Source organism: Rhodoferax sp. PAMC 29310, from assembly GCF_017948265.1.
In the GTDB taxonomy this organism is placed as follows: domain Bacteria; phylum Pseudomonadota; class Gammaproteobacteria; order Burkholderiales; family Burkholderiaceae_C; genus Rhodoferax.
The window spans coordinates 2,506,186-2,531,554 of record NZ_CP072852.1; the positions used below are offsets into that span (position 1 = coordinate 2,506,186).

Sequence of the window (25,369 nt, forward strand, 5' to 3'; positions counted from 1 at the left end):
AGGCCTTGATAGTTCGCAATTTTCGAAGTTAAATTGTTAGAAATACGAATTTACACGAAGTAATATGAACTTTATAGTTAAACCTTGCTCATAGATATGAGTTAGACAGGAGACAACTATGCGACTAAGTACCAAAGGACGATTTGCCATCAACGCCATGATTGACGTGGCCTTGCGCGAAAAGCTGGGGCCTGTGCCCTTGTCCGACATCGCTGCACGTCAACAAATTTCGCTGTCCTACCTGGAGCAAATGTTCAGCAAGCTGCGCCAGCACGGCCTGGTTGAAAGCACACGCGGCCCCGGTGGCGGTTACGCCTTGGGTCACCGTGCCGACGGCATCACCGTGGCGGACATCATTGGCGCGGTCGAAGAAGACACCGCCCCCGCGAAGCTGGAAGTCAACGTCACCAAGGCGCAAGCGGCCGGGCAAGACATGACGCAAGACCTGTGGGACAGCTTGAATTCCCGCATGGTGGACTACATGAAGTCCATTTCGTTGCGCAGCCTGGTGCTGCAGCAACTGGCCAAGGGCGTTCAAATAGAGGAAAAGCCCGCTGCCAACCGCGGCGTGTTCAAGAAGCCCAAGATGGACGCCTTGCGCTCCAACGTGCCCAACTCGGTGTTCGCGCTGGGTCAGTCTTTGCTGGGTCGTACCTGACACCTGAGGTCGCAAGGCCTTCAGGCAGGTGGTGAATAAGTGTGAAGCCCACCGATAAGCCGGATTCTGTGCACGGAAACCGGTCTTGCGACCACTTTCCATGTGACTGTCATTAATCTGGGCTGTTGGTCACCCAACAGCTCGGTGCTACCTACCCGCACACTCCGGGGGCCCCGTCAACGTGTGCCTACTTGGTATTGCTGCGCGTAGAGATTGCCCGTTTCACCCGAACTAAATCGGCTCGTCTCTGTTGCTCTAATCCTCACCTTATACCCCTCACTTGCGTGATGGGCTTTCAATGGACAGCCGTTAGCTGCTACGCTGCCCTATGCAGTCCGGACGTTCCTCCAGTGCCTGGTTTCCCAGATCGCACCAGCGACAGTCTGGCGGGCTTCACACCCCGATTATCACGGCTAACGATATCGATATACCCAAAGCGATCCATTAATTCGTCCAAAATGGGCGACAAACAACCGAAGGAGACCCCATGAAAGCTGACAACATTCTGCAGACCATTGGCAACACACCCCACGTGCGCATCAACCGTCTGTTTGGCAGCGGCCACAACGTGTGGATCAAGTCGGAGCGCAGCAACCCCGGCGGCTCCATCAAAGACCGCATCGCGCTGTCCATGGTCGAAGCGGCTGAAAAAAGTGGCGAACTCAAACCCGGCGCCACCATCATCGAGCCCACCTCCGGCAACACCGGTGTCGGCTTGGCCATGGTGGCCGCGGTCAAGGGCTACAAACTCATCTTGGTGATGCCCGACAGCATGTCCATTGAGCGCCGCCGACTGATGCTGGCTTACGGCGCCACGTTTGACCTGACCCCCCGTGAAAAGGGCATGAAAGGCGCCATCGCCCGTGCGTCTGAGTTGATTGCCGCCACGCCCAATTCGTGGATGCCGCAGCAGTTTGAGAACCCCGCCAACATTGACGTGCACGCGCGCACCACCGCGCAGGAAATCATGGCCGACTTCCCCAACGGCATGGACGCGTTGATCACTGGCGTGGGCACGGGCGGTCACATCACCGGCTGCGCACAGGTTCTCAAGGCCAAGTGGCCGAATCTGAAGGTGTTTGCCGTCGAGCCCGTAGCCTCGCCCGTGATCTCCGGCGGCGCGCCCGCCCCTCACCCGATTCAAGGCATTGGCGCGGGCTTCATCCCCAAAAACCTGAACACCGAATTGCTGGATGGTGTGATCCAGGTCGACGCCGAACCAGCCCGCGAGATGGCCCGCCGCTGCGCTGCTGAAGAAGGCATGCTGGTGGGCATCTCCAGCGGAGCCACCCTGGCGGCAATCGCGCAGAAGCTGGGCGAACTGCCGGCAGGCGCTACCGTGTTGGGCTTCAACTACGACACGGGTGAACGCTACCTGTCCGTTGAAGGCTTCTTGCCTGCCTGACACTGAAGCGGCCTGCGCCGCATGAGCCCCCGCAAGGCCGCCCTCAAACGCCGCTCACCCGACGTATGATGGCGGCCCTTCTTTTGCTTGATAAACACGAGCCATGATTCGACTCACAGAACTCAAACTGCCGCTCACGGCCCTGCCCGTTGACGAGCGCCGCGCCGCCGACGCACCCTCAGAGACCGACGCCGACCGCGTGCCCACCCCGCACCCCATTGACGCGCTGCGTGACCTGGCGGGCAAGGTGCTGAGTATTGCTGCGACTGACATTGCGGACCTCCAGGTCTTCAAACGCAGCTTTGATGCGCGCAAGCCCGAGTTGATCGTGGTCTACATCGTCGATGTGCGGCTGAACGACGCCGCGCAGGAGCCGGTGATCTTGAGCCAATTTCCGGCGCACCCACAGGTTTTTGCCACGCCCGACATGGTGTACCTGCCAGTCGGCCAGGCGCCCGCTGATCTGCCGTTGCGCCCGGTGGTGGTCGGCTTTGGCCCCTGCGGCATTTTTGCCGCCCTGGTGCTGGCCCAAATGGGGTTCAAGCCCATCGTGCTGGAGCGCGGCAAATCAGTGCGAGAACGCACCAAGGACACCTGGGGTTTGTGGCGCAAGCGGGACTTGAACCCGGAGTCGAATGTGCAGTTTGGCGAAGGCGGCGCCGGCACTTTCTCAGACGGCAAGCTCTACAGCCAGATTAAAGACCCGCGCTTTCTGGGCCGCAAGGTGATGAACGAGTTCGTCAAAGCCGGCGCGCCGGCAGAAATTTTGACCGAAGCCCACCCCCACATTGGCACCTTCAAACTGGTCAAAGTCGTGGAGCACCTGCGTGAGCAGATCATTGCTTTGGGCGGCGAAATCCGTTTTGAGCAACGCGTCAGCGACGTGTTCATTGAGGGCGACGGACCTAACCGTCAGGTGCGCGGGCTCACCGTGATCAATCTCAAAACCGGGCAGCCCTATGAACTGGCGACCCACCAAGTCGTGATGGCGCTGGGCCACAGTTCGCGTGACACCTTTGCCATGCTGTTCCAGCGCGGTGTGGCGATGGACGCCAAGTCATTCTCGGTCGGCTTTCGGGTGGAGCACCCGCAGGGCGTGATCGACCGCGCCCGCTGGGGCCGCCACGCCGGCCACCCCAGCCTGGGCGCAGCGGACTACAAACTCGTGCACCACGCCAACAACGGCCGCTCGGTGTACAGCTTTTGCATGTGCCCGGGTGGCACGGTGGTGGCCGCCACCTCGGAGCCCGGCCGCGTGGTGACCAATGGCATGAGCCAGTACTCGCGCAACGAGCGCAACGCCAATGCCGGCATCGTGGTCGGCATCGACCCCAGCGACTTTCCCGTCGACGCCGTCGCCTTTCATGCGGCGCTGGGCGAGCACGTGGCCACGCCGGACACATTGGGTGGCGCACAGCACCCGCTGGCCGGCATTGTTTTGCAACGCCAGCTCGAATCCAACGCCTATGTCATGGGCGGCAGCGACTACAACGCACCCGGCCAACTGGTGGGTGACTTTGTGCGAAACCAGTCCTCCACCCAGCTCGGCGGCGTCGAGCCGTCTTACAAACCGGGTGTGACCCTGGGCAGCCTGAACGCCGCCCTACCCGGCTACGCCATTGAGGCGATTCGCGAAGCCCTGCCCGCGTTTGCCCAGAAGATCAACGGCTTTGACATGCACGACGCGGTGCTCACCGGTGTGGAGACGCGCACTTCTTCCCCGTTAAAAATTCCGCGTGGCGAGGACCTGCAAAGCACCAACACCCAGGGCTTGTACCCTGCAGGGGAAGGCGCCAGCTACGCCGGTGGCATCTTGTCGGCGGGGGTCGATGGCATCAAAGTGGCAGAGGCCGTTGCACGAAGCCTGATTGGCTGATTTGTCGCAAAGAAAACCTGTTTTGGCTACGCCCTGTTGAAAGCCCGCAAAACTGGCAGGTGGGTCTGCCGGGTATCAAGCGGTCCATGCTGCATCGGGCCGCCATTTGACTACCCAATCAAGCACTTCAGAGGCAGGCATCGGCCTGGCAATACCGAACCCCTGCGCCAACACACATCCTTGCGCCAACAGTTGGGTGCCATGCGCGACCGTCTCAGCACCTTCGGCAATCACCTGACGGCGAAATGCAGTCGCCAGGCCAATGACCCCTTGCACGATGGCAAGATCGTCCGGGTCATCTAACATTTCAAGCACAAAGCTTCGGTCAATCTTGAGACACTTTGCCGGCAAGCGCCTGAGGTAAGTCAGCGAGGAATACCCCGTTCCAAAGTCATCCAGAGCGAAACTGACGCCAAGGGCAATGCAGGCGTTCATGACCTCGACGACCGACAGCATGTCCTCAAGCGCGCTGCTTTCCAGGATTTCCAATTCCAGATTGGCGGGATCCACTTTCGGATGGCTGGCGAGCAAATCGGCGAGTCGTGCCACAAAAGCTCTTTGCTGCAATTGGCGCGCGCCGATGTTCACGCTCACCGGGATCTCCAAGCCTGCCGAATGCCAGGTCCTGATCTGCGTCATGGCCGCATTGATAACCCATTCATCCAACTCCACACTGATCGGATGCCCTTCAATGCTGGGCAGGAAAGTGGCGGGCAGCAGCAGGCCGCGCTCCGGGTGCTGCCATCGGATCAGGGTTTCAACCCCAATGAACTTGCCCATTTTCATGTTCACCTTGGGCTGATAATAGAGCACCAGCTCGCTTTCATCTAGCGCTCGACGGATGCGGGCCAAGCTCTCATTGCGCACCGTGACGGCCACATCCTGAGCAACATCGAACAAATGGTACCGGTTCCTCCCCATCTGCTTGGCCTGGTACATCGCCTGGTCGGCATGACGCAAAAGCCGTTCAGCGTCGGAATTGTCCTGCGGGTAGAAAGTCACCCCGACACTGGCAGACACACCTAAAACCAGATCATCGACGATCACAGGCCCTGCCGCAGCCTGCAAAAGCCGTTCGAGTATCGGTTCACAGGTCTGCGGTTGGTCCAAATTGACTATTACCGCCACAAATTCATCGCCACCGATGCGAGACAAAGTATCCTCGTCACGCAATACAGTTTTCAGGCGCTGCGCGAGAGCGATCAGAAGATCGGTCACCGGTGTCGTGGCCGTAGAGGTCATTCACCGCCTTGAACCCATCCAGATCAAGATAGACCACCGCCAGCGACTGCCCACATTGCATGTTCTGGACCATGGCCTGCTGTAGTCGGTCGGCAAGTAAAACCCGGTTCGGCAGGCTGGTCAGGAAGTCAAAATGGGCCAAATGCTCTAGCTGCTGCTGGTGCCGTTTGGCCTCGGTGATATCGGAGAACAGGGCAACATAATGGCTGACGGCACCATTGAGATCCTGGACGCGCGAGATCGACTCACTCACCGCGAAAAGGCCACCACCTTTGCGTTGAATCCACAACTCGCCCCTCCATTCGCCGCGCTCTTCGAGCACTCGTCGCCGGTTGGCATAGAACTCAAGATCCTGCTGAGGTGACCGGAACAGGGTCGCGTCGCGCCCCACCACGTCTTCGCGGGAGTAACCGGTCAGCCGCGTGAATGAGTCGTTCACGGCGATGACCGTGGCATCAGCATCGGTAATGACGATCGCCTCGCTCGCCTGAGCGAAAACGCTGGCGGCAAGCTTCAATTCAGACTGTGTGCGCCTAGTCTCGGTGTTATCGGTGACAGTGGCGATGGCGGCCGTGCCGTCCCAATCGATCGTACGCGTATCCAGGCTCCAATGGCGCACCTCGCCCGACTTGGTCGCGAAACGGCATTCGTAGGTCGTGGGTACGTCTTCCCCGCGCATGCGGCGCTGGTGCAAATCAACCAACCAGGCACGATCTTCCTCGAGCACAAATGGCAGGAAGGGCTTGCCGTGCAACTCATCCGCCGAGAACCCGAGTAATGTTCTCGCCGTTGCATTGGTAAACCTGATGACGCCCTGTTGAGTCACGACAACGCCAAGGGGCAGGTCTTCGATGAATCTACGATAGCGAGCCTCCGACTGCCTAAGCGCCTCGTCAAGCCGATAGCGCTCGGTGACATCCTGAAACCCGGCCATCATCAGCGGCTCGGCAGGATCCTCAATCACCGCAGCTCCCATCAGGAAAATACGCTGCTCACCGCTCTTGAGGCGCATCAACAACTCCCGATCGCGCACCACGCCATTGGCAGCCAAGTCCGCGACAATCACCGCACGAGCCACCTCGGGGTCAACCCAAATACCCATCTCGACGCTGGTGTGACCGATCGTTTCATCGCGTGTATATCCAGTGATGCGCTCCATGGCCCCATTGACGTCGATAAAGCGACCCTCCCTTAAAGTGGTCAGACTCATCGAGATCGGGCTTACATGGAAGACCCGTTCATAACGTTTTTCGTCCCCCATCTATGCTCCAGTAAGTCATTTAAAACCGACCACGGCACTATAGCCCAGAGGGATCCGACGCCTTTAATCGCAGGGTCACATTTCGCAGCAGAGACATGAGCATCCCTGCGAGGAAACTGGCGGTTCGCAGCACTAGCGTTTGAACAGCGCCAGCAGCGACCCGGCCATGACAAAGAGGCTGCCAAAGGTGCGATTCAGGGCGCGGATGTGCGCAGGCGACTTGAGCGCGCCCAGCACGCGGGCCGCCAGCGCAGAGTACCCAGCCATGACCACCAGGTCGGTGAATGCCAGCGTGGCGCCAATGATCAAGTATTGCGGCAGCAAGGGCTGCGACAAGGTCATGAACTGGGGTACCACAGCCAACAGAAAGACCGTGCCCTTGGGGTTGACGGTGTTGATCATCCAGGCGCGCAGCACCATCGAACGGCGGGTGACTTGCACCGCGCCTTCCGTCTGCGCGACCAGGGGCCGTGCCGGCGCGCGCCACTGCGAAATCCCCAGCCAGATCAGGTACGCCACGCCCAGCCATTTCACGACTGAAAAAGCGGTGCTGGACGCAGCCACCAAAGCACCCAGCCCCGCGCCGACCACGGTCACCTGGGTCCAGATACCCAAAATCAAACCAAAGATCGTGAAAAACCCTCGGCGAAAGCCATGGTTCAACCCTGCACTCATGGCGGCCACTGCACCTGCGCCGGGCGAAATACTGATGGCCCAGGACGCAGCGAAGAAAGCCAACCAGGTGGAGAGCAGCATGCGAAGACCTTAAGGCTGTGCGTTTTGCAAAGCGGCAATGCGCTCTTCAATCGGCGGGTGAGTCGAGAACAACTTGCCAATGCCACCAGCGATCCCCATGGCCGCCATGCTCTTGGGCAACTCGCCCGGCGTCATGCCGCCCAAACGGGCAAGGGCATTCACCATGGGCTGGCGGCGTCCCATCAACTGGGCTGCGCCGGCGTCCGCACGAAACTCGCGCTGGCGGGAGAACCAGGCCACGATGATGGCGGCCACAAAGCCCAGCAGAATATCCAACACGATGGTGGTGATGAAGTAGCCGATGCCAGGCCCGCTGGAGCGGTCATCGCCCTTGCGCAAAAAGCTGTCAATGGCGTAACCAATGACCCGGCTCAGGAACACCACAAAGGTGTTCATCACGCCCTGGATCAGCGTCATGGTGACCATGTCGCCGTTGGCGATGTGGGCCACTTCATGGCCAATCACGGCCTCGACCTCTTCACGCGTCATGCCTTGCAACAAACCGGTGCTGACAGCGACGAGGGCCGAGTTCTTGAAGGCGCCGGTGGCAAACGCGTTGGGCGCGCCTTCAAAGATACCGACTTCAGGCATGCCAATGCCGGCCTTCTCCGCAAACTTGCGCACGGTTTCGACAATCCAGGCCTCGTCGGCGTTTTGGGCCTGGTTGATGACGCGCACACCCGACGACCACTTGGCCACGGGCTTGCTGATCAACAAGGAGATGATGGCGCCGCCAAAACCCATGATCAGCGCAAACCCCATCAGGGCTTTCAAGTCGAGCCCGTTGGGCGTCAGGTAGCGATTCACGCCCAACAGATTGGCCACAATTCCCAAGACGACCACCACCGCGAGGTTGGTCATGATGAACAAAGCAATACGTTTCATTGTTTCTTTCAGAAGCCTCCCCTTACCGGTGGGGAGTCAGCGCGGATGTTAGGGCGTATCGATCCCAATTCAAGACGGAACGGGAAGATCCCCCACATGTAGTACTTGTTTGGGCAGGCGAAACACGCTGGCGTCGTCGTAAAACGCCGGGTCTTCATTGGCAGGCCACCAGCCCGGCACGCCCAGAACCGGCAGGTGCGCAAACGGCTTGGCCGCGAGCTTGTCGGCACTCAGATCGGCTGCCATCCAGGCATCCAGATTTGCTATTGAATCAATAGCTACTTGCGCACGGTAGACGTGGGCTGTGATCGCTTTTCGGGGTGAAACCAGCTTTTCCATCAAGGCATGGCCAAAGATCACCAAGTGAGCCTGGGCCCAAAGCGGGCGAAGGTCGACAAACAAGCGCTGCCAGTCCTTGGCGGCCAAGGCGTCCCACAGTGCATCAGGCGCTTGCAGAAAAGCGGCGTTCTCATCAAACACGGTCAGGCCGTCCCTCGCCGGACCGCGCACCGGCTGGATGCCGGTTTGCGCAATTTGCGCCACATGCAATTGATTGAGGCGGCGCTTGGTCTGGGGAAACTGCAACCATGCCAATCCATTAAAAAAGTCATGCAAGCCCTCTCGGGTCGGGCAACAGCCGCTATGAAAAATATAACTCTCATAGGCCTCGCCCGCCGGCAAGTCGCTCTGTGGCACAAATTGCACAAGTGGCGCTTGCGATGCTGACGCGGCGTTCAGCGCTTGGGCACTAGACGCACCGGCGCCAACCTGTGTCGCGGCGCCCTGCCCCATCGCCACATAGGGCGCAAGCCAGGGGGCGGTCCAGTCAACGGTGGCCAATTCCTGAGAAGCCAAGACGCTCAAGCGGGCCCCTGAGGCAAGTGGTAGCTGACCGTTCTGGGCTTTTCCAGCGGCAACAAGGAAAAGTGGAGTGGGAACTTCTTCAAGAGTTTGGTGGCCGTGGTGTTCTTGCCACGCAGTTTGGCGTCCAACAAGGCTTTGGCCACCGCCGCCAAGGGGTGTGGTTGCCCGTCCTGCAAGCTCGGCACGGCCTGAAGAATGGCAGCAACATCGGGCAGCGCTTGGGCAGACGCCGTGCCGTCGATGGGCTCCACGGCAGGCGCATTGGGTTTGACTTTCTTGGCTGTTGTCTTTTTGGCAGCGGCGGCCTTGGGAGCTGCCGTTTTGGTCGCCACTTTTTTGGCAGGCGCTTTGGCGGTCTTTCGTGCGGGCTTCTCAGTGGCGGATTCAGGGGACGGCAACGGCTCTTGCGCCGACCCCACCAGAATCACCCGGTCATACGCCGACACAGCCTCACGTCCCATTTTGCTGCGCTCTGACACACAAACCATGCGGATTCCGCGCTCACGCAGTCGCACCACCAGCGGCAGAAAATCGGCGTCGCCTGAGCCAATCACCACCAATTTGGGCGGCGGACTTTGGCATGCCAGTTCCATGGCATCCACCGCCAAGGCGATATCTGTGGTGTTTTTGGTCAACGCAAGGTTCACAAAGGGCCGCACAGCCCAGGCGCGCAGCACCTCGGCCAGGTTCTTCAGGTTGTCGGAGCTGCCATAGGCCCGTCGCACCGGCAGCGGGCCCTCTGACTCTTGCAGCACACGAAAGGCCTCGTCAATCCAGGCGCCCGAGTTCAGGTTGTCGGCATCAATCAGAAAGACGTTCACGTCAACTCCTTGTAGGGCGGCGACAGGTCCAACGCGCCACCGGCAGGTCAGGCGATCATTTTCCAGGGCAGTGACTCGCCCGATCGCAGTGGCTTGAGCGCGGCCTCGCCAAAGGCATAGCTCTCGGGTGGCGTCCAGCTGGTCCGGGCCAGGGTGATGGTGCCCGTGTTGCGGGGCAGGCCATAAAAGTCAGCGCCATTGAAGCTGGCAAAGGATTCCAACTGGTGCAAGGCGCCGACCGAGTCAAAGGCTTCTGCGTACAACTCCATGGCGGCGTGGGCCGTGTAGCAGCCCGCGCAACCCGAAGCGTGCTCTTTCAGATGCGCCGGGTGCGGTGCGCTGTCGGTACCCAGGAAGAACTTGGCCGAGCCACTGGTGGCGGCCTCGACCAAAGCCAGGCGATGCGACTCGCGCTTGAGCACCGGCAGGCAGTAATAGTGCGGGCGAATGCCGCCCGTGAAGATGGCGTTGCGGTTGTAGAGCAGGTGATGGGCGGTGACTGTGGCGGCAGTAAACCGGTCTGCCGACTGCACATATTGCGCTGCGTCTTTGGTGGTGATGTGCTCAAACACAATTTTGAGTTCAGGGAAATCGCGGCGCAAGGGAATGAGCTGGGTGTCAATGAACACGGCTTCCCGGTCAAACAGGTCGATGTCGGGGGACGTCACCTCGCCGTGCACCAGCAGCAACATGCCGGCGCGCTGCATCGCCTCCAGCGTTTTATAAGTGTTGCGCAAATCGGTCACGCCCGCGTCACTGTTGGTGGTGGCTCCCGCGGGATACAACTTGGCCGCGACGATGCCGGCGGCATGGGCGCGGGCAATTTCGTCAGCGGGCAGGTTGTCAGTGAGGTAAAGCGTCATCAGCGGCTCAAACTGCACACCGGGCGGAACGCTTGCCTGGATACGCGCCTTGTAGGCGAGTGCAGCCTCGGTGGTCGTCACCGGTGGGCGCAGGTTGGGCATGATGATGGCGCGACCAAACTGGGCGGCGGTGTGCGGCACCACGGTATTGAGCGCGTCGCCGTCGCGCACATGCAGATGCCAGTCGTCGGGGCGGGTGATTTGAATAGTTTGTGTCATGGGGGAATTGGTGCAGATGGAAAACGAAAGGGTGAACTCACATCGCGGGCGGTTGGGTCAGCAAAAAGTCCCACAATGACTGGGCGTTGCGCTTGGCACTGGGCGCCCCATTGCGGTTGGTCTGCACGCCGGATTTCCCTGGCTCCCGGACGGTGGGGCGTTCGCGGTACAGACGGACTTCCATGGTGATTTGCAGATTGGCCAGGCCGGGCGCTTGTGCACTGACCAGTCGCTTGGCACGCAAGTCTTTCTTGACCGCGCTGTGGGGCAGAAAGGCAATGCCATGCCCTTCCAGCGCCATGGCCTTCAGACCCTCTGCCATGTCCGTCTCATACACTCGGTCAAAGTGAATGGCCGTGCCAGAACCTTTGAGAATCAAATCTACCATCTGTCCGAGGTAGGCGCCCGGCGCGTAGGCGAGGTAGGGCAGCGGCTGGCCGGGGCGACCCGGCAACAAAAATGCTGGTGCGCCATCCGCATCAGGCTTCACATAGGGTGCGATGACCTCCTCCCCCAAGCTCACCATTTCATAGCGCTCTGCGTCCAACTGGTAAGGCTGAGAGGGGTGATGATAGGCAATCAGCAGGTCACAACTGCCTTCTACGAGGCGCATCACAGCGTCATGCACATTGAGGGCAATCAAACGGCTTTTCATGGGCCCAAACTTTTCCCGCAGATTGGACAACCAAGCCGGGAAGAACGTAAAGGCCAGCGTGTGGGGCACTGCAAACTCAATCACATCGCGCCCGGCCGCGGTGTGGCCCCGCAGCATGGCGCGGGTGCTTTGCAGCGACTGCAACACCTCCAGCGACTGGTCATACAGCGTCTCGCCCGCCGGCGTGAGTCGGGTGGGATAACTGCTTCGGTCCACCAAATCTGTGCCCGCCCACGCCTCCAGCGACTGGATGCGCCGGGAGAATGCGGGTTGCGTCACGTGACGCAATTGCGCGGAGCGGCTGAAACTGCGCGTTTCAGCCAAACTCACAAAATCTTCAAGCCATTTGGTTTCCATGGATCGGGATTATGCGCGGATTGCATGAGATATCCCCCAAAACACCAGTAGCTGACAGGCCCTCGTCACGCTGACGGTTCAGACTGCGCCACAAAAACAAACCCAGCCACCCTGTAAGGTGCTTTGGGGCCACCTATGCATCCACAGGAACGCAATGAATTCACGTCTTGCCGCCATCCCCAGGTTGAGCTACGCCTTGTTTGCGGTCTACTTGATCACAATGGCCATCCGAAGCCGCAGTGAAACCACTGCAGCCATTGTCGCCAGCTCACTCCTGATGTTTGCGTTTTGCTGGGCCAATGCCAGCCACTTGCTGGGACCGCGTGCGGCCACAGGCTTTGTCATCGTTGCGACGGCACTGGGTTGGTTTGCTGAGCAAATGGGGGTGTCCTATGGCTGGTTTTTTGGCGAATATGTTTACACCGATGTGCTCGGCTGGCGCTTGGGAGACGTTCCTGCGGTCATCCCACTCATGTGGTTTTCGCTTTGCTACACGGGCTACGTGGTCAGCAACTTGATTGTTTTGCAAAGCCCGAAACACGGCTCCAACCGCTTCACGGATGTCGTCTTCATGTCCTTTTTGGCGGCCATGATCGTCACAGCCTTTGACCTTGGAGCCGACCCCTATATGGTTTATCAGCTCAAGGCTTGGGTGATGACCAAGACGGATGGCGGATGGTTTGGGGAAACCCTGCAGGGCTTTGTCGGTTGGGTTGGCGTCAGTTTTGTGATTCTGCTGAGTGTTCGACTTTTCATGCAAAAACAAGTGTTGCGTCCCGCGGGTGACTTTGGCAAGTGGCACGCGCTCATGCCGCTCTCGCTCTACGCAAGCGCCATGGTCTTTCAGGTTTTGGTGGGGCACCCCTTGGAGACGCGCGCCATTGCGGTGTTTGCCATGGGTATTCCCATTCTTTGTGCACTAGCGGGTTGGCGACGCTGGCGCCGATTGCCTGCCACCTTGCCTGTGATCAGCCCGGTGTCCAGCGATCGACTGGCGCACATGCCCTATCGGTGAGACTGATTCATGCCACGATTCGCAACCTCCTTCTTCGCGGTAGCCCCGAAAATGCCCTGCTCGCTCTGGGCGGGCAACACCACGTCACGGGGGCCGGAGAGCTTCCCGCCCTGCGCCGGCCCGAGTGCGCCACCCTGTACCAAGCACTATGGGCGCATGGCTGGAAGGTGGGCGAAGACGGCTTGCCCTGCAACCAAGAGGAGTTGGCGTACACGCTGTTGACTTTCTCGTATGTATTTTTGCGCAGCATGCGACGCCTCGGGCTAGGCCTTCCGGCCAGCGACGAGGAAGCCTACCTCCACGCCTGGAATGTCGTCCGGCACGTATTGGGCATCAGGCGGGAACTCCTGGCGGACACGATGGACTAGGCAGAAGCCTTGTTTGCAAAAATTCAAAAACGGGGCCGGGCCGAAGCGGCCCAACCAGACTCACGTCCTGCGCTGGGTCAGGCCTTGATGGCGGCCATAGAAAGTGCAATTCCGCTTCTCATGCTGAAGCCATTTCCTGCATTAATGAGCCGCCATCTTTGTGGCCCGGAGACGGCGAGGAATATTGGCCTCACGAAGAAAGTACCACTTTTATCGCGAGACTTGTTCTTACTGTTAATTCTAATTGCCAGAGGGCTGGACGGCGTGGTACGTTCGGTGTCTGCTGATTTCTCGATCTCCAGATTCCTGACTCGTGTGCTGGGTTATCACCTTATGAGCCGGTTATTGATGGATCAAACTCGCCCACTGAAGCTGCCAGCGCATTTGCTGAGCCACGCCAACAAGACCATCAGCGCTTGGAATTACGATCCCAAAGCCCCTCTTTGGATAAACCGACTCGAAGACAGAATGACCCAACCAGGCCCCGGAATGAACCCTCCAAAAGTTAGGAGGCTATTGAAGCTTGGCAAAGGCGGGCCGGTTGCAGTTTGGCGCAAGCTCCGACACGCCCTCCTTTTGGTGCTCATCTGGGTCTTGATGGGCGTCACCTCCGTTTCATGGGCTGCACCTTTGGCGCTGTCGGACTCGAACCCCATGATGCAGGCCTGGCCGGCCGTCACAGTGCTTTTTGATCCAAGTAAAGAACTTGGCATTGCCGACGTGCAAGAAGCCGCCCACCGGTTCGCGGCCCCCGAAACAGCCCATGGCACCCTCGGTATGCAAAAAGAGGCCGTTTGGCTTCGCATTCCCATCTCAGTGTCCAGCGAGAGCAATGGGCTGTGGGCATTGGACATCGATTACCAACCACTCAATCACATTGAAATCTATGTGATCCACGACAAGACCATCGTAGACCATCGTAGACCAGGCTACGCTTGGCAATTTAGAGGCCTATGCACAGCGCCCCGTACGCAGTCGTTCACACACGTTTGGACTGAAGCTATCCCCCGGCACCAGCTATGACTTGTACCTTCGGGTGTAAAACAAGGGCGCAATGATCTTGCCCATTACCCTGAGTAAACCGTCAGAGTTTCATGCCAAGGCCCTGCAAGAACAAATGCTGCAGGGCGTACTTACCGGTCTGGCCCTGTGCCTGCTGCTGTACAGCTTGGCGCAGTGGGTCAGTTTGGGGGAGCATCTATTCGCCAAATACGCGATTCTTGTCTCAGGCAGCCTGATGTTTTCGCTGCTTCAGTTCGGGGTTGGCGCTCAATATGTCTGGCCAGGCAATATTTGGATGGAAATCCATGCGGGGGGCTTGTCAGCACTGATCGCCTCCACGGGATCGTTTCTTTTCATTGAACAAGCCCTGACCGGCCCCGACACCAAGCCGTGGTTCAGCAGGCTCATGAAAACCGGTGCCGTCTTGACGTTATTTTTCGCCCTGTGTTATGCCTTTGACCTCATTGATATCCGCGTCGTCACAGCCATCGTCAGCACATTGGGCCTGGCACCCGCCCTCTTGGGCATGCCCGGAGCCATCGCCCGTGCACGCCGGGGAGACAGCGTTGGTGGCTACTTTTTGCTGGCCTGGGCGGTTTACTTCGCAACAACAGCGCTCCTGATCGAAGTCATCAAAGGCCGCGTCGGCGTTAACTTCTGGACGCTCCACTCGTTCCAGTTTGGAGCCACCATCGACATGCTGGTGTTCATGCGGGTGCTAGGCCTGCGAACCAAAGCGCTCAAAGCTGCCGTGCACCACGCCATTCGGGAGCGGGACAGCTTGCACTCTCTGGCGCACACCGATCCGCTGACGGATCTTCCCAACCGGCGAGGTCTCAATACGGCCATGACCAATGCCATCAAGCGGGTCAAACCAGATCACCTCGTCGCGATTTACATGATGGATTTGGATGGTTTCAAACAAGTCAACGACCGCTACGGACATGAGGTCGGCGACGAGTTGCTGGTCGCCGTGGCCGCCCGTCTGCGTGCGACCGTGCGATCCAGCGACGTGATCGCCCGCCTGGGTGGAGACGAGTTCGTGGTGATGTCGAGTGGACTAAACAGCATTCAGCAAGCCTGGGAGCGGGGAGAGAAGCTGTTGATGGCATTCAACGATCCCTTTGCCCTGAGCACGCAAACCTGTCATATCGGATTAACCGTCGGCTACGCCCTTTCACCCCAGGATGGGGCCAACGCCATTGACCTGCTCAGACAGGCCGACGCGGCCATGTACCAAGGGAAAAAAGATGGGAAGCACTGCGTTCGACGGGCAAAACCACTGATCGACACACCCGTACTTGCGCCGCCGACTCACCCCGACAAAAACCCCGCGCACGAGGCGCAGTGAACCGCTTCTGGCGCGGCAATGGTGCAACTCAGCGGCCGTTCAGAGGGTAGGCCGGGTCGGTGTAGCCGGGCGTTGACGAATGGCCTGGCTTCACATAGCCATCGACCAGCGCCTCATCTTCCTTCGTCACGGCGTAATCCAGCGCAGGCAGATAGTCTTGCCATTGTTTGAGCGTGCGTGGCCCGGCAATCACCGAGCTGACCGAGGGGTTGGCCAGCACCCAGGCCGTGGCAAATTGCGCCACTGTGATGCCTTGCCGTTCCGCATGCTCTTTCAAATGCTGGGCAATCACCAGCGACTCTTCCCGGAACTCTGTTTCCACCATGCGCTTGTCGGCGCGGCCAGCGCGGGTGGAGGGATCCGGCACCTGACCCGGCGGGTACTTGCCGGTGAGCACGCCCCGGGCAATGGGGCTGTAAGAGGTGACGCCAATGCCGAAGTGAGAGCAGGCCGGCAGCACCTCCACCTCGGGCATGCGGTTGAGCAGGTTGTAGTAAGGCTGACACACCACCGGCACGGGCATGCCCATCTGGCCGGCCAGGCGCACCATCTCGGCAATACGCCAGCCCCGAAAATTAGACACGCCCCAATAGCGGATCTGCCCGCTGCGCAACAGGGTCTCCAGCGCGCGCAATGGCTCCTCCAGGTTCATGCCGTTGTAGTCGCGGTGCAGGTAAAGAATGTCGACGTAATCGGTTTGCAGGCGCGACAGCGAGGCATGCACCTCGCGCAGCATCCAGCTGCGGGAATAGTGCCCCTGATTCACTTGATCAGACATGGCGTTGCCCAGCTTGGTGGCCAGGACCCAGTCCTGACGCTGCCCTTTGAGCAGATCGCCCACCATGGTCTCCGAGGCGCCCTTGGTGTACACGTCGGCGGTGTCGATGTAGTTCACGCCGTTGGCGCGGGCGTCAGCGACGATCGCCGCCGCGGCAGGCTGGGCCGTCTGGTCGCCAAACATCATCGTGCCCAAACACAGGGCGGATACCTTCAGGTTGCTGTTGCCAAGTTGACGGTACTGCACGGGAGCCTTTCTTTGGAGTGGCGGATCCCCTCAGTCTATGTCAGGGCAGACTTGCCCGTCGCCGGATGGGCGCTACAGATAAATCGACAAAACCACCAATACCGCATACGGAAAAGCCACCGTGGGTCGCAGCGCACTTTGGGCGTATTCCCGCAGCAAAGTCACCGCCCCGGCGCGCTGCCCCTGCCACTGTGTGTGCAGCTGAAATGGCCGCGTCTCGCTGGTGGTCTGGCCGCCCAACGCCGCCTCGACCGCCAACAAACGCACCCCAAAGCGGGTCTGCCAAGTTTTCATGATGGCCTCTTGTGCCCACAGGACCAGCACCAACGCTGCCGCAGCAGGAGCAGACAGTGACAACCATGACCCCGCAGCAACTAGCGCCACTGCCACCAACTTGATCAGCAGCCCACTGCGTTCGTAGGCCTCATGCTGGTTTTGCAGCGTGATCCACTCCTGCGCCCATGTCTCATTCATCACTGGAACTCCCTGAAGGATTGCCGCGCCAGGCGCGAGCGGGCGAAAGACCTAACGCATGTTCCCGGTATGCCCCAGCGAATAACGTCCCGGCTGAGGCCAGACGGTCAGCCCGTGGGGCTCTTGCCCGACCTTCACCTTGTCGACGGCACCGCTGTTGGTGTTGATGCGGTAAACCACGTCGTCATAGCGGCCCGACAGCCACAGAGATTGGCCGTCCGCACTGACATTGCCCATGTCAGGGCTGCCGCCACCGGGAATGGACCAATAGGCCGTGATTTTTTCGCTTTCGAAATTCAACACCCCCACGCCGCCGGGACCCTTGGGTACACCATGAATTTTGTGTGTGCCACGGAAGGAAATATACAGACTCTTGCCGTCGCGACTGGGGTAGAGGCCATGGGTGCCTGGGCCGACGGGGATGAAGCCGACTTGGGTGAAACTGGCCACATCCAGCACATGCACGCCATCGGCATCCATGTCCGCGATGTAGAGGCGCTTGCCTTCCGGAGAAATGCGAATGTCTTGAGGCATGCCTTTCTTGGAGGTGCAAATCTCGCTCTGACTCGGGTCAAACGGCTCTTTGGTCACTTTGAAGCGGGTTTGTGGCATCGAGAGCTTCAGGTAACCCTCGACTTTTCGGGTTTCCAGGTTGATCTTGGCCACCGTGCCCTTGAACTCGCAGGTGAAGAACGCCAATTTGCCATCGATGGTGAACTCACCGTGGTTGATACCCGCACACCCTGGGGCCTCAATCGAATACTGCAGCGCCATCGTCTGCGGGTCTCTGAAGTCCAAGCGGGCCTTGGCCTCGGCCACCACAATGGCGGACTTGCCATCGGGCGTGAAATACAGGTTGTAGGGGTCATCCACGTCAATCGTCTGGCCCGGCTTGCCCGTCACCGGGTCAATCGCCGTCAAGCTGCCCGTAGAGCGCCGCTCCGCGTTATTGGCCACCCACAGCGTCTTCATGTCCCATGACGGAACGATGTGCTGCGGCGCACGGCCCACCTTGAACCGGTCCACCACATTCATCGTCGCCGGGTCGATCACCGACACATCATGGGAGCGCAGGTTCGGCACGTAAATGCGCGGCAGGTGGTTTTGCACCGTGAGGCTTAACTTGCCTGCGGTCGTTTCGCTGTAGAGATTGCTCGCATCCACCACTGGTGGCATGCCCGCCACCGTGGCGATGGGTACCGGCGCTTTGACAGGCACCGGCTGAGCGGTCGCAGCAACCAGCCCCATGGGCATCACATAGACCCCACCCGCCCCCACCACGAAGGTAACGGCCCACAACACTTTGCTGAATTTCGAATTGACTTGCTTCACTCTTGACTACTTCCCTGAATCGCGCTTGCTGCGCGTGAAACCCACAATGGCGGCCACCGAGGTTTGAATAATTTGCTGTACACCGATTTGACCCAACTCAGCCGTGGCTTTGCGCGGATCCCCGCTGACGCCCAACGCCTTGTCCGCGCTTGAAGCGTTGGTCATGGCGTCCTTGCGCACCAGCGCCGGATCAACCGCCAGTGCCAGTGAGGTGTCTGCCAAGCCCGCGTGCAGGCCAATTTCGCCCTCGCTGAAGCCTTTAGCGCGAAGCGCGGCAACATAGGTGGTTTGTGTCACGCGGTAGTAGTCGAGCAGCGCATGAACGCGGCAAGACGGGTCTTTGGCCCATTCCCGGTTCAGCCGCTGCGCGACTTTTTCTTCATTCTTTTGATAGCTGCCGTGGTCACCCAGAAACACCACGTCGCGAAAACCGTGTTGTTTGAAACTGCGTGCGGTGGACTCCAGCATGGACTCAAAAGCGGCATCCGAGATAGAAACCGTGCCCGCATACCGCATGTGCGCCACCGGCGGAGAAATACTGCCTTCGGGCACATAGGCCATGACCGGTGCCACCAAGGCGTTGCCCAAGTGCTTGGCGATCTCGTCGGCCAGCACCCGCACCCGCACATTGTGTTTGCCCAAAACCATGTGTAGCCCGTTCTGCTCGGTGCCGCCAATCGGAATCAGAATAGTGGTCGATCCGCTGGCCACCCGGTCGCGCACTTCGGTCCAGGTCATCTCTTCGAGTCGATTGTTGGCCGCAGCCATAGCAGGCGCCAGTTGACTCAACAACAACACACCCACCAGCCCAAACGCCTTAACGGCGGGCAGCAAACTGGCACCCAGCCGTGCCGCGAATCGACGTGAATTGAAAGTGTTTTGCATGAGTTTCGCCGTGAAAGCGCCAATTGTAGGAGTGGCGACCACGCCGGCTACAGCCATTGCGTCAGACTGCGCCATGGGAGCAGCAGCCACACAACGGCACAGGCGAATTGGGTCAATTTGCTGCATTTCAGGCTTTACAAAAACAAGACCAGGCTCATCAACCCCAGCAGCAGAAACACCCCGCCCATAAAGACTTCGCCCGGGCCAGCCACCACCGTCACGAACGGGGAGCGAATGGGTCGCGTGGAAAACGTTTGCACGTCCACCAAATACCAGCCTGCGGCAGTCCACATGGCGCAGAGCAGCACCATGGCCACACGGGCTATCGGTGAGGCAATGGAGTCAGGCTTCATCGCAATGCAGGCACAGCCGATTGGCGACCGCCCTTATTCCTTGGATTGCTGCAGCGCCCACATTTCCGCATAGCGCCCTTTGGCCGCCAACAAGGCGACGTGACGGCCGCGCTCGATGATGCGGCCAGCATCCATCACGAGGATTTCATGGGCGTCAACCACGGTGGACAAACGGTGGGCAATGACGAGCGTGGTTTTGCCGCGAGCCGCGCTTTGCAGCTCGGCCTGAATAGCTCGCTCGTTGGCGCTGTCCAGCGCGGAGGTGGCTTCGTCAAAAATCAGGATCGGTGGGTTTTTGAGCAGGGTGCGGGCAATGGCCACGCGCTGCTTTTCACCGCCTGAGAGCTTCAAGCCGCGCTCACCCACCATGGTGTCATAGCCCCTGGGCGTGGCGCTGATGAAGTTGTGGATGTGGGCGCTGCGGGCGGCCCCTTCCACTTGCTCTCGGGTGGCGCCGGGGCGGCCGTAGGCAATGTTGTATTCCACCGTGTCGTTGAACAGCACGGTGTCTTGCGGCACGATGCCAATGGCCTGACGCACACTGGACTGGGTGACTTGTTTAATGTCCTGCCCGTCAAACAGAATCTGCCCGCTTTGCACGTCATAGAAGCGGAACAACAGGCGTGCCAGCGTGGACTTGCCCGCGCCCGACGGGCCCACCACCGCCACGGTTTTGCCAGCGGGCACCTCAAAGCTCACATCGTGAAGGATGGGCCGGGCGGGGTCGTAGGCAAAGTTGACGTGCTCAAAGCGCACCACGCCCTCGTTGATCTCAAGGGCTTGGGCACCAGGCTCGTCAGCCACCTCACGCTCCCGCTCCATGAGGGTGAACATTTTTTCCAGGTCGGTCAGGCTTTGTTTGATCTCGCGGTACAGCACACCCAAGAAACCCAGCGGAATGTAGAGCTGGATCATGAAGGCGTTGACCATGACCAGGTCGCCCAGCGTCATGCGGCCGTCCACCACGCCCTGGGTGGCGCGCCAGAGCATGGCGACCAGGCCGGTGGCAATGATGAGCTGTTGGCCGGTGTTGAGCAGACTCAAGGTGCGCTGGCTTTTGAGTGCGGCCTTGCGGAACTTGGCCAGATTCTCGTCGTAGCGAAGCGCCTCAAACTCTTCGTTGTTAAAGTATTTAACGGTTTCGTAGTTCAGCAGCGAATCCACCGCCCGGCTGTGGGCACTGGAGTCCAGCTCGTTCATCTGTTTGCGAAACTGGGTGCGCCACTCGGTCACGGTCACAGTGAAGGTAATGTAGAAAGCCAGCGCAATGATCGTGATGCCCGCAAACCAGACGTCGAACTTGACCGCCAGCAGGGTCAGCACCATGGCCACTTCAATCAGGGTTGGCACGATGCTGTAAAGCGAATAACTGATGAGCGAGTTGACGGCGCGGGTGCCGCGCTCAATGTCGCGCGTCATGCCGCCGGTCTGGCGCTCCAAGTGAAAGCGCAGGCTCATGGCGTGCAGGTGGCGAAACACCTGCAGCGAGATGGTGCGCGAGGCGCCCTCGGTGGCCTTGGCAAAAATTAATTCGCGCAACTCGGCAAACAGGCTGGTGGACAGACGCAGCAGGCCATAGGTCACCAACAAAGCCACGGGAACCACCAGCAAAGCTGTGCTGTCCAGCCCCGCTTTGGGATTCATGGTGTCAATCAGCTCTTTGAGCAGCAGAGGCACACTCACGTTGGCCATCTTGGCGCCGACCATGAAGGCCAGCGCGGCCATCACGCGCCATTTGTACTCCCACAAATAAGGAAAGAGACGGCGCAAGGTGGCCCAGTCGGTGCGGGGCGCGGCCGGGGCGGCGGCGCTGGACGCGCCAGGGTGGGGATGACTGAGTTCGCCAGAGCGACGCATGGAGGACAATCTTGAAGCTTAAACAACCCTGATTGTGACCATGTCCGAGAATTCCAGCACCCTCCCTCCCCCGCAGAACCTGCCTCTGCCTGTGCCCAAGGACCGATCGACCGGCGTCAGCCTGCCGACTGACCAGGAGCTGGTGCTCAAGGTGATTCCCATGCCGGGTGACTGCAACGCCAACGGCGACATTTTTGGCGGCTGGGTGATGGCCCAGGTGGACCTCGCCGGGGCCGTGGTCCCCGCGCGTTATGCGGGCGGGCGCATGGCCACGGTGGCGGTGAACGAGTTTATTTTCAAGCAACCCGTGCGAGTGGGCGACATCTTGTCCTTCTTTGCCAAGCTGGTGCGCATCGGCCGCACCTCCATCACCGTCAAGATTGAGGTCTATGCCGAGCGATTTGGCACTCAAGGCGCCTACAGCAAGGTCACCGAGGCCTTGCTCACCTATGTGGCGATTGACGAAGCGGGTCACCCGCGCCCGGTACCCAAACACAACCTTGCTCCTTAAAAAATAGCTACTACCGCTTACTCTACAAGGGCTACAGCCCTTTATTGATATAAAAAGGCTGCCATGTCCGCTCCATCCCACACCGAGTTCGCCACGCCTTTTGAACAAGGCAACTCAAACCAGACCGCCACCTGGTCGCAGACGGTGGCGTTTTACGAGCACTTGGCGGCGGCTTTTCCGCAGGTACTGCGCTTTTGGCAGATTGGCACCTCCGACAACGGCATTCCGATGCACGCAGGGGTGATCACCGCCGACGGCGTGCTGGACCTCGAGACGCTGATGGCGCAGGGCCGATCGGTGTTTTTTAACAACAACGGCATTCACCCTGGCGAGCCGGAAGGCATTGACGCCTGCATGGCACTGGTGCGCGACCTCTGCACCAGCGCCCCTGCTCGGGCCGCACTGGGCAGTACCGTGTTTTTGTTCATCCCTGTCTACAACGTGGACGGCGGCCAAAACCGCCAAGCCACCTCGCGGGTGAACCAGGACGGGCCGGAGTCGTTTGGCTTTCGGGGCAACGCACTGCACCTGGACCTGAACCGCGACTTCATCAAATGCGACAGCCTGGCCGCGCAGGTGTTCAACCGCTTTTTCACCGCCTGGGACCCGGACGTGATGGTCGACACCCACACCTCCAACGGCGCGGACTACAGCTACACCATGACGCTGATTCCCACGCAGTCCGACAAGCTGGGCGGCGGTTTGGGCGACTTTTTGCGGGACACCATGGTGCCCGCTATTTTTGAAGGCATGGCCGCGCGCGACTGGCCCACCTGCCCCTATGTGAACCCGATCAAGCAGACGCCCGACGACGGCATTGAGGACTTTCTGGAGACGCCGCGCTTCTCAACCGGTTTTGCGGCGCTGCACCACACGATTGGCTTCATGCCCGAGACCCACATGCTCAAACCCTACCCCGACCGGGTCGCGGCCATGGGCGCACTGGTGGCCACCGTGCTGGCGTTCACCGTCAAAAATGCCACGCAGATACAAGACCTGCGTACCCAAGCCCGGGCGGCCCGACCCGCCCATTGGCCACTGACCTGGGCACCGGACTACAGTCGCCCGTCCACTTTTTTGTTCAAAGGCTACCAAGCCGTTCACAGCCCCAGCCTCTTGGGCAACTACACCCGCCTGAGCTATGACCGCAGCCAGCCGTGGAAAAAAGAGATTGACTACGTCAACCGCTTCAATGCCCAAGACACCGTTCAAGCGCCGCGCGCCTACCTGATTCCCCAAGCCTGGCGAGAAGTGATTGAGCGCCTGCAGTGGAACGGCGTGCACATGACTCGACTGGTAGCGGACCAGACACTGGAAGCCCGCGTGTACCGCATCGAGCGCGTCACCTTCCGCCCCGACGCTTATGAAGGCCACCTGTTTCACGACGAGGTCACGTTAAGCACCCACACCGAGATGATTGCCGCCCGCGCCGGCGATTACCTGCTGGATCTGGACCAGCCCCACGCCCGTTATGCGGTGGAAACGCTGGAACCCTTTGCGCATGACAGCTTTTTCCGCTGGGGATTTTTCAACAGCGTGCTGGAGAAGAAAGAGAACTTCTCGGATTACGTGTTCGAAGACACGGCCGCCCAGATGCTGCGTGACGAACCCGCGCTAAGGCTCAAGTTCGAGCAGTGGAAACTGAGTCACCCTGAGCTGCTGAGCGATGGAGAAGCGGTGCTGGGCTTTTTGTTTGCTCACGGCCAGCGCCACCGCGAACCCGAGTGGCGCCGCTACCCGGTGGTAGCCCTTATGAAACGCTGAACTCGCTATTTTTTCAATAGCTACTACCGCCGACGGGATAAGCGCTAGAGGCTAATTTCCCTCAAAAACTGAGGTGCCAGCGCTAAGAGACGATGTAGGCCGCCGAGCCAGTGGACAGCAGCGTGCCGTCGGCGCCATAAAACTCCATGCGGGTTGACGCCACGCGCGAACCCAGCCGCATGACCTCCGCGCGAATCTCGAAAAACTCACCAATGCCGGGGCGCAGGTAATCCACCCGCAGGTCAATCGTGCCCAGCTTGGCAAAACGGTGCAGGCGCTGCGTGGGCGACTCGTCCATGTGGCGTGCGCCAATGGCCGCCATCACCGCCAGCCCGCCCATGGCGTCCAGGCTGGCACTGATGGCGCCGCCGTGAATGCGCTTGTGGGCATAGTGACCAATCAACTCGGGCTTCATATTCAAGCGCGCCCGAACCTGGCTGGCGGCAATGGAGGTGATCTGCAAGCCCAGCACCTTGTTGAACACAATCATTTCTTCGAAGATGGTTCTCAGTCCGGCCATGAACTCTTCTTCAAACACAATTTCGGTAGCAGCAGGGGTAGAAGTCATGCAGCATTGTTGCAGAGCGTCTGCGCCCCGGTTTTGCCAACGCGAACCCAGGCGACACAGACACGCGCACCGTCGTGTCGCAAACCATTAACGCCGGGTTTGGCCAGCACCGGGCTCAGGGTCCTGAACGCCCACTTCCCCTAGTGTTGGCTCGTGCCAAAACAACTGTCAAATTGACAGTTGCCCGCACTCATCCAACGAAGGGGAGAACCCAAAAAGGCTTACAGCGTTGTGAAATCTGGCTTGCGCTTTTCCATGAACGCAGTGAACGCCTCCCGCGCAGCCGGTTCACGCAACAAGCGCTCAAAACTGGCACCCTCTTCCTGCATGCGCTCGGCCACCACCCCGGCCTGACTTTTCTTCATGAGCCGCTTGGTCTCGATGATGGAGGCAAGGGGTTTGGAGGCGAGCTTGATCGCCTGGCGGCGCGCCAGTGCGGCGGCCTCCGAGGGCGGAACAATGCGGCTAATCAACCCCATCTCCAGTGCGGCCTCGGCCATGAAGGGCTCGCCCAGCAGCAAAGCCTCTGCGGCACGGCCATAGCCCATGCGCATAGGGGCCAAGTGGCTGGACGCGGCCTCCGGGCACAGGCCCAGGTTGACGAAAGGCATGGAAAAGGCGGCATTGTCGCCAGCGTAGACCAGGTCGCAATGGAACAGCATCGTGGTGCCAATGCCTACCGCGGGTCCGCAAACCGCCGCCAGCACCGGCTTGGGGAAGGTGCTCAAGGCGCGCAGGAACTGAAATACGGGCGCCTCGGGGGACGCCGGGGGGCGGCTCAAAAAGTCACCGATGTCATTGCCGGAACTGAAGATGGTTTCGTGGCCCTGAAAGACGACGGCGCGAACCGCATCGTCATCGCTGGCTTGCACCAGAGCATCGGCCATGGTCGCGTACATGGTGCGAATAATGGAATTCTTCTTGTCCAGCCGGTTGAAAGTGATGGTCAAGACACCGTCGGTGATGTCGATCAATAGGTCGGCCATGGGGTGTTCTCAGTTGA

The 25,369-nt window shown here is 59.8% G+C and carries 25 protein-coding genes, 1 other RNA gene and 1 pseudogene; 10 read left to right on the top strand and 17 right to left on the bottom strand.

The window, feature by feature from the left end:
* The first annotated feature begins 118 nt into the window (after nucleotides 1-118).
* On the top strand, nucleotides 119-658 hold the full coding sequence (locus J8G15_RS11495; RefSeq protein ID WP_210542119.1) for an Rrf2 family transcriptional regulator: 540 nt from the start codon (nucleotides 119-121) through the stop codon (nucleotides 656-658).
* 39 nt (nucleotides 659-697) lie between these two features.
* Here the strand turns inward: J8G15_RS11495 and rnpB are convergent.
* Nucleotides 698-1,053: RNase P RNA component class A (rnpB, locus tag J8G15_RS11500), an RNA gene on the bottom strand.
* Between the two features lie 92 nt (nucleotides 1,054-1,145).
* On the opposite strand from rnpB, the gene cysK reads away from it, so the two are divergent.
* Nucleotides 1,146-2,063: a cysteine synthase A gene (cysK, locus tag J8G15_RS11505; RefSeq protein WP_210542121.1), complete on the top strand. Its 918-nt coding sequence runs from the start codon at nucleotides 1,146-1,148 to the stop codon at nucleotides 2,061-2,063.
* A 103-nt stretch (nucleotides 2,064-2,166) separates the two neighbouring features.
* Nucleotides 2,167-3,939 (top strand): NAD(P)/FAD-dependent oxidoreductase, encoded by a 1,773-nt coding sequence (locus J8G15_RS11510; RefSeq protein ID WP_210542123.1) that lies wholly within the window; start codon nucleotides 2,167-2,169, stop codon nucleotides 3,937-3,939.
* A 75-nt stretch (nucleotides 3,940-4,014) separates the two neighbouring features.
* Here the strand turns inward: J8G15_RS11510 and J8G15_RS11515 are convergent, their stop codons facing one another.
* The 8 genes from J8G15_RS11515 to J8G15_RS11550 all read right to left on the bottom strand — a co-directional run bounded on the left by J8G15_RS11515 (nucleotide 4,015) and on the right by J8G15_RS11550 (nucleotide 11,862).
* A complete protein-coding gene (locus J8G15_RS11515; RefSeq protein WP_210542125.1) occupies nucleotides 4,015-5,181 on the bottom strand; it encodes a bifunctional diguanylate cyclase/phosphodiesterase in 1,167 nt (388 codons plus the stop codon).
* The gene (locus J8G15_RS11520; protein ID WP_210542127.1) at nucleotides 5,105-6,442 is read right to left on the bottom strand and encodes a bifunctional diguanylate cyclase/phosphodiesterase; all 1,338 of its coding nucleotides are present in this window, start codon (nucleotides 6,440-6,442) and stop codon (nucleotides 5,105-5,107) included. The genes J8G15_RS11515 and J8G15_RS11520 overlap by 77 nt, the downstream gene beginning before the upstream one ends.
* A 132-nt stretch (nucleotides 6,443-6,574) precedes the next feature.
* Nucleotides 6,575-7,198: a LysE family transporter gene (locus tag J8G15_RS11525; protein ID WP_210542129.1), complete on the bottom strand. Its 624-nt coding sequence runs from the start codon at nucleotides 7,196-7,198 to the stop codon at nucleotides 6,575-6,577.
* Between the two features lie 9 nt (nucleotides 7,199-7,207).
* Nucleotides 7,208-8,083 (bottom strand): protease HtpX, encoded by an 876-nt coding sequence (htpX, locus tag J8G15_RS11530; RefSeq protein ID WP_210542131.1) that lies wholly within the window; start codon nucleotides 8,081-8,083, stop codon nucleotides 7,208-7,210.
* 69 nt (nucleotides 8,084-8,152) lie between these two features.
* Nucleotides 8,153-8,947, bottom strand: a complete 795-nt coding sequence (locus J8G15_RS11535) for a DUF3025 domain-containing protein (protein WP_240538251.1) — start codon at nucleotides 8,945-8,947, stop codon at nucleotides 8,153-8,155.
* Nucleotides 8,944-9,768: an NYN domain-containing protein gene (locus J8G15_RS11540; RefSeq protein WP_210542133.1), complete on the bottom strand. Its 825-nt coding sequence runs from the start codon at nucleotides 9,766-9,768 to the stop codon at nucleotides 8,944-8,946. The genes J8G15_RS11535 and J8G15_RS11540 overlap by 4 nt, the downstream gene beginning before the upstream one ends.
* A gap of 47 nt (nucleotides 9,769-9,815) precedes the next feature.
* Nucleotides 9,816-10,850: a dihydroorotase gene (gene pyrC / locus J8G15_RS11545; RefSeq protein WP_210542135.1), complete on the bottom strand. Its 1,035-nt coding sequence runs from the start codon at nucleotides 10,848-10,850 to the stop codon at nucleotides 9,816-9,818.
* Nucleotides 10,851-10,887: 37 nt separating this feature from the next.
* The gene (locus J8G15_RS11550) at nucleotides 10,888-11,862 is read right to left on the bottom strand and encodes a LysR substrate-binding domain-containing protein (RefSeq protein ID WP_210542137.1); all 975 of its coding nucleotides are present in this window, start codon (nucleotides 11,860-11,862) and stop codon (nucleotides 10,888-10,890) included.
* 154 nt (nucleotides 11,863-12,016) lie between these two features.
* On the opposite strand from J8G15_RS11550, the gene J8G15_RS11555 reads away from it, so the two are divergent.
* From J8G15_RS11555 to J8G15_RS11570, 5 genes and pseudogenes are all read left to right on the top strand, one after another.
* Nucleotides 12,017-12,877 carry a carotenoid biosynthesis protein gene (locus J8G15_RS11555; RefSeq protein WP_210542139.1) on the top strand — a complete coding sequence of 287 codons (861 nt, stop codon included), beginning with the start codon at nucleotides 12,017-12,019 and terminating at the stop codon, nucleotides 12,875-12,877.
* Nucleotides 12,874-13,245: an oxygenase MpaB family protein gene (locus tag J8G15_RS11560; protein ID WP_210542142.1), complete on the top strand. Its 372-nt coding sequence runs from the start codon at nucleotides 12,874-12,876 to the stop codon at nucleotides 13,243-13,245. Before J8G15_RS11555 ends, J8G15_RS11560 begins: the two co-directional genes overlap by 4 nt.
* A 657-nt stretch (nucleotides 13,246-13,902) precedes the next feature.
* Nucleotides 13,903-14,097, top strand: a pseudogene (locus tag J8G15_RS21875) (7TM-DISM domain-containing protein); the annotation flags it as partial.
* A 64-nt stretch (nucleotides 14,098-14,161) separates the two neighbouring features.
* Nucleotides 14,162-14,287, top strand: coding sequence for a 7TM-DISM domain-containing protein (locus J8G15_RS21880; RefSeq protein WP_255555766.1), 126 nt, complete (start codon nucleotides 14,162-14,164; stop codon nucleotides 14,285-14,287).
* 12 nt (nucleotides 14,288-14,299) lie between these two features.
* A complete protein-coding gene (locus J8G15_RS11570) occupies nucleotides 14,300-15,598 on the top strand; it encodes a diguanylate cyclase (RefSeq protein ID WP_210542146.1) in 1,299 nt (432 codons plus the stop codon).
* Nucleotides 15,599-15,626: 28 nt separating this feature from the next.
* On the opposite strand, the gene J8G15_RS11575 is transcribed toward J8G15_RS11570, so the two are convergent.
* From J8G15_RS11575 to J8G15_RS11600, 6 genes are all read right to left on the bottom strand, one after another.
* Nucleotides 15,627-16,622 (bottom strand): aldo/keto reductase, encoded by a 996-nt coding sequence (locus J8G15_RS11575; protein ID WP_210542147.1) that lies wholly within the window; start codon nucleotides 16,620-16,622, stop codon nucleotides 15,627-15,629.
* 72 nt (nucleotides 16,623-16,694) lie between these two features.
* Nucleotides 16,695-17,096, bottom strand: coding sequence for a hypothetical protein (locus tag J8G15_RS11580; RefSeq protein ID WP_210542149.1), 402 nt, complete (start codon nucleotides 17,094-17,096; stop codon nucleotides 16,695-16,697).
* Nucleotides 17,097-17,147: 51 nt separating this feature from the next.
* Nucleotides 17,148-18,344 carry a YncE family protein gene (locus tag J8G15_RS11585; protein ID WP_240538561.1) on the bottom strand — a complete coding sequence of 399 codons (1,197 nt, stop codon included), beginning with the start codon at nucleotides 18,342-18,344 and terminating at the stop codon, nucleotides 17,148-17,150.
* Nucleotides 18,345-18,434: 90 nt separating this feature from the next.
* On the bottom strand, nucleotides 18,435-19,313 hold the full coding sequence (locus J8G15_RS11590; protein ID WP_240538252.1) for a creatininase family protein: 879 nt from the start codon (nucleotides 19,311-19,313) through the stop codon (nucleotides 18,435-18,437).
* Nucleotides 19,314-19,447: 134 nt separating this feature from the next.
* Nucleotides 19,448-19,666 (bottom strand): hypothetical protein, encoded by a 219-nt coding sequence (locus J8G15_RS11595; protein WP_210542150.1) that lies wholly within the window; start codon nucleotides 19,664-19,666, stop codon nucleotides 19,448-19,450.
* A 33-nt stretch (nucleotides 19,667-19,699) separates the two neighbouring features.
* Nucleotides 19,700-21,523 (bottom strand): ABC transporter ATP-binding protein/permease, encoded by a 1,824-nt coding sequence (locus tag J8G15_RS11600; protein ID WP_210542152.1) that lies wholly within the window; start codon nucleotides 21,521-21,523, stop codon nucleotides 19,700-19,702.
* Between the two features lie 40 nt (nucleotides 21,524-21,563).
* Here J8G15_RS11600 and J8G15_RS11605 point away from each other — a divergent pair, with 40 nt between their 5' ends.
* Nucleotides 21,564-22,034 (top strand): acyl-CoA thioesterase, encoded by a 471-nt coding sequence (locus tag J8G15_RS11605; RefSeq protein ID WP_210542153.1) that lies wholly within the window; start codon nucleotides 21,564-21,566, stop codon nucleotides 22,032-22,034.
* A 63-nt stretch (nucleotides 22,035-22,097) separates the two neighbouring features.
* Nucleotides 22,098-23,798 (top strand): M14 family zinc carboxypeptidase, encoded by a 1,701-nt coding sequence (locus J8G15_RS11610; protein WP_210542154.1) that lies wholly within the window; start codon nucleotides 22,098-22,100, stop codon nucleotides 23,796-23,798.
* A gap of 82 nt (nucleotides 23,799-23,880) precedes the next feature.
* Here the strand turns inward: J8G15_RS11610 and J8G15_RS11615 are convergent, their stop codons facing one another.
* Both J8G15_RS11615 and J8G15_RS11620 read right to left on the bottom strand, forming a co-directional pair.
* Nucleotides 23,881-24,366, bottom strand: a complete 486-nt coding sequence (locus J8G15_RS11615) for a thioesterase family protein (protein ID WP_210542155.1) — start codon at nucleotides 24,364-24,366, stop codon at nucleotides 23,881-23,883.
* Nucleotides 24,367-24,587: 221 nt separating this feature from the next.
* Nucleotides 24,588-25,352: an enoyl-CoA hydratase gene (locus tag J8G15_RS11620; protein WP_210542156.1), complete on the bottom strand. Its 765-nt coding sequence runs from the start codon at nucleotides 25,350-25,352 to the stop codon at nucleotides 24,588-24,590.
* Nucleotides 25,353-25,369 lie beyond the last annotated feature (17 nt).

Coding starts and splice junctions, on each gene's coding strand:
- J8G15_RS11495 (WP_210542119.1), top strand. CDS start 119: ATGCGACTAAGTACCAAAGGACGATTTGCCATCAACGCCATGATTGAC.
- cysK (WP_210542121.1), top strand. CDS start 1,146: ATGAAAGCTGACAACATTCTGCAGACCATTGGCAACACACCCCACGTG.
- J8G15_RS11510 (WP_210542123.1), top strand. CDS start 2,167: ATGATTCGACTCACAGAACTCAAACTGCCGCTCACGGCCCTGCCCGTT.
- J8G15_RS11515 (WP_210542125.1), bottom strand. CDS start 5,181: ATGACCTCTACGGCCACGACACCGGTGACCGATCTTCTGATCGCTCTC.
- J8G15_RS11520 (WP_210542127.1), bottom strand. CDS start 6,442: ATGGGGGACGAAAAACGTTATGAACGGGTCTTCCATGTAAGCCCGATC.
- J8G15_RS11525 (WP_210542129.1), bottom strand. CDS start 7,198: ATGCTGCTCTCCACCTGGTTGGCTTTCTTCGCTGCGTCCTGGGCCATC.
- htpX (WP_210542131.1), bottom strand. CDS start 8,083: ATGAAACGTATTGCTTTGTTCATCATGACCAACCTCGCGGTGGTGGTC.
- pyrC (WP_210542135.1), bottom strand. CDS start 10,850: ATGACACAAACTATTCAAATCACCCGCCCCGACGACTGGCATCTGCAT.
- J8G15_RS11550 (WP_210542137.1), bottom strand. CDS start 11,862: ATGGAAACCAAATGGCTTGAAGATTTTGTGAGTTTGGCTGAAACGCGC.
- J8G15_RS11555 (WP_210542139.1), top strand. CDS start 12,017: ATGAATTCACGTCTTGCCGCCATCCCCAGGTTGAGCTACGCCTTGTTT.
- J8G15_RS11570 (WP_210542146.1), top strand. CDS start 14,300: ATGATCTTGCCCATTACCCTGAGTAAACCGTCAGAGTTTCATGCCAAG.
- J8G15_RS11580 (WP_210542149.1), bottom strand. CDS start 17,096: ATGAATGAGACATGGGCGCAGGAGTGGATCACGCTGCAAAACCAGCAT.
- J8G15_RS11585 (WP_240538561.1), bottom strand. CDS start 18,344: ATGGGGCTGGTTGCTGCGACCGCTCAGCCGGTGCCTGTCAAAGCGCCG.
- J8G15_RS11590 (WP_240538252.1), bottom strand. CDS start 19,313: ATGCAAAACACTTTCAATTCACGTCGATTCGCGGCACGGCTGGGTGCC.
- J8G15_RS11595 (WP_210542150.1), bottom strand. CDS start 19,666: ATGAAGCCTGACTCCATTGCCTCACCGATAGCCCGTGTGGCCATGGTG.
- J8G15_RS11600 (WP_210542152.1), bottom strand. CDS start 21,523: ATGCGTCGCTCTGGCGAACTCAGTCATCCCCACCCTGGCGCGTCCAGC.
- J8G15_RS11605 (WP_210542153.1), top strand. CDS start 21,564: ATGTCCGAGAATTCCAGCACCCTCCCTCCCCCGCAGAACCTGCCTCTG.
- J8G15_RS11610 (WP_210542154.1), top strand. CDS start 22,098: ATGTCCGCTCCATCCCACACCGAGTTCGCCACGCCTTTTGAACAAGGC.
- J8G15_RS11615 (WP_210542155.1), bottom strand. CDS start 24,366: ATGACTTCTACCCCTGCTGCTACCGAAATTGTGTTTGAAGAAGAGTTC.
- J8G15_RS11620 (WP_210542156.1), bottom strand. CDS start 25,352: ATGGCCGACCTATTGATCGACATCACCGACGGTGTCTTGACCATCACT.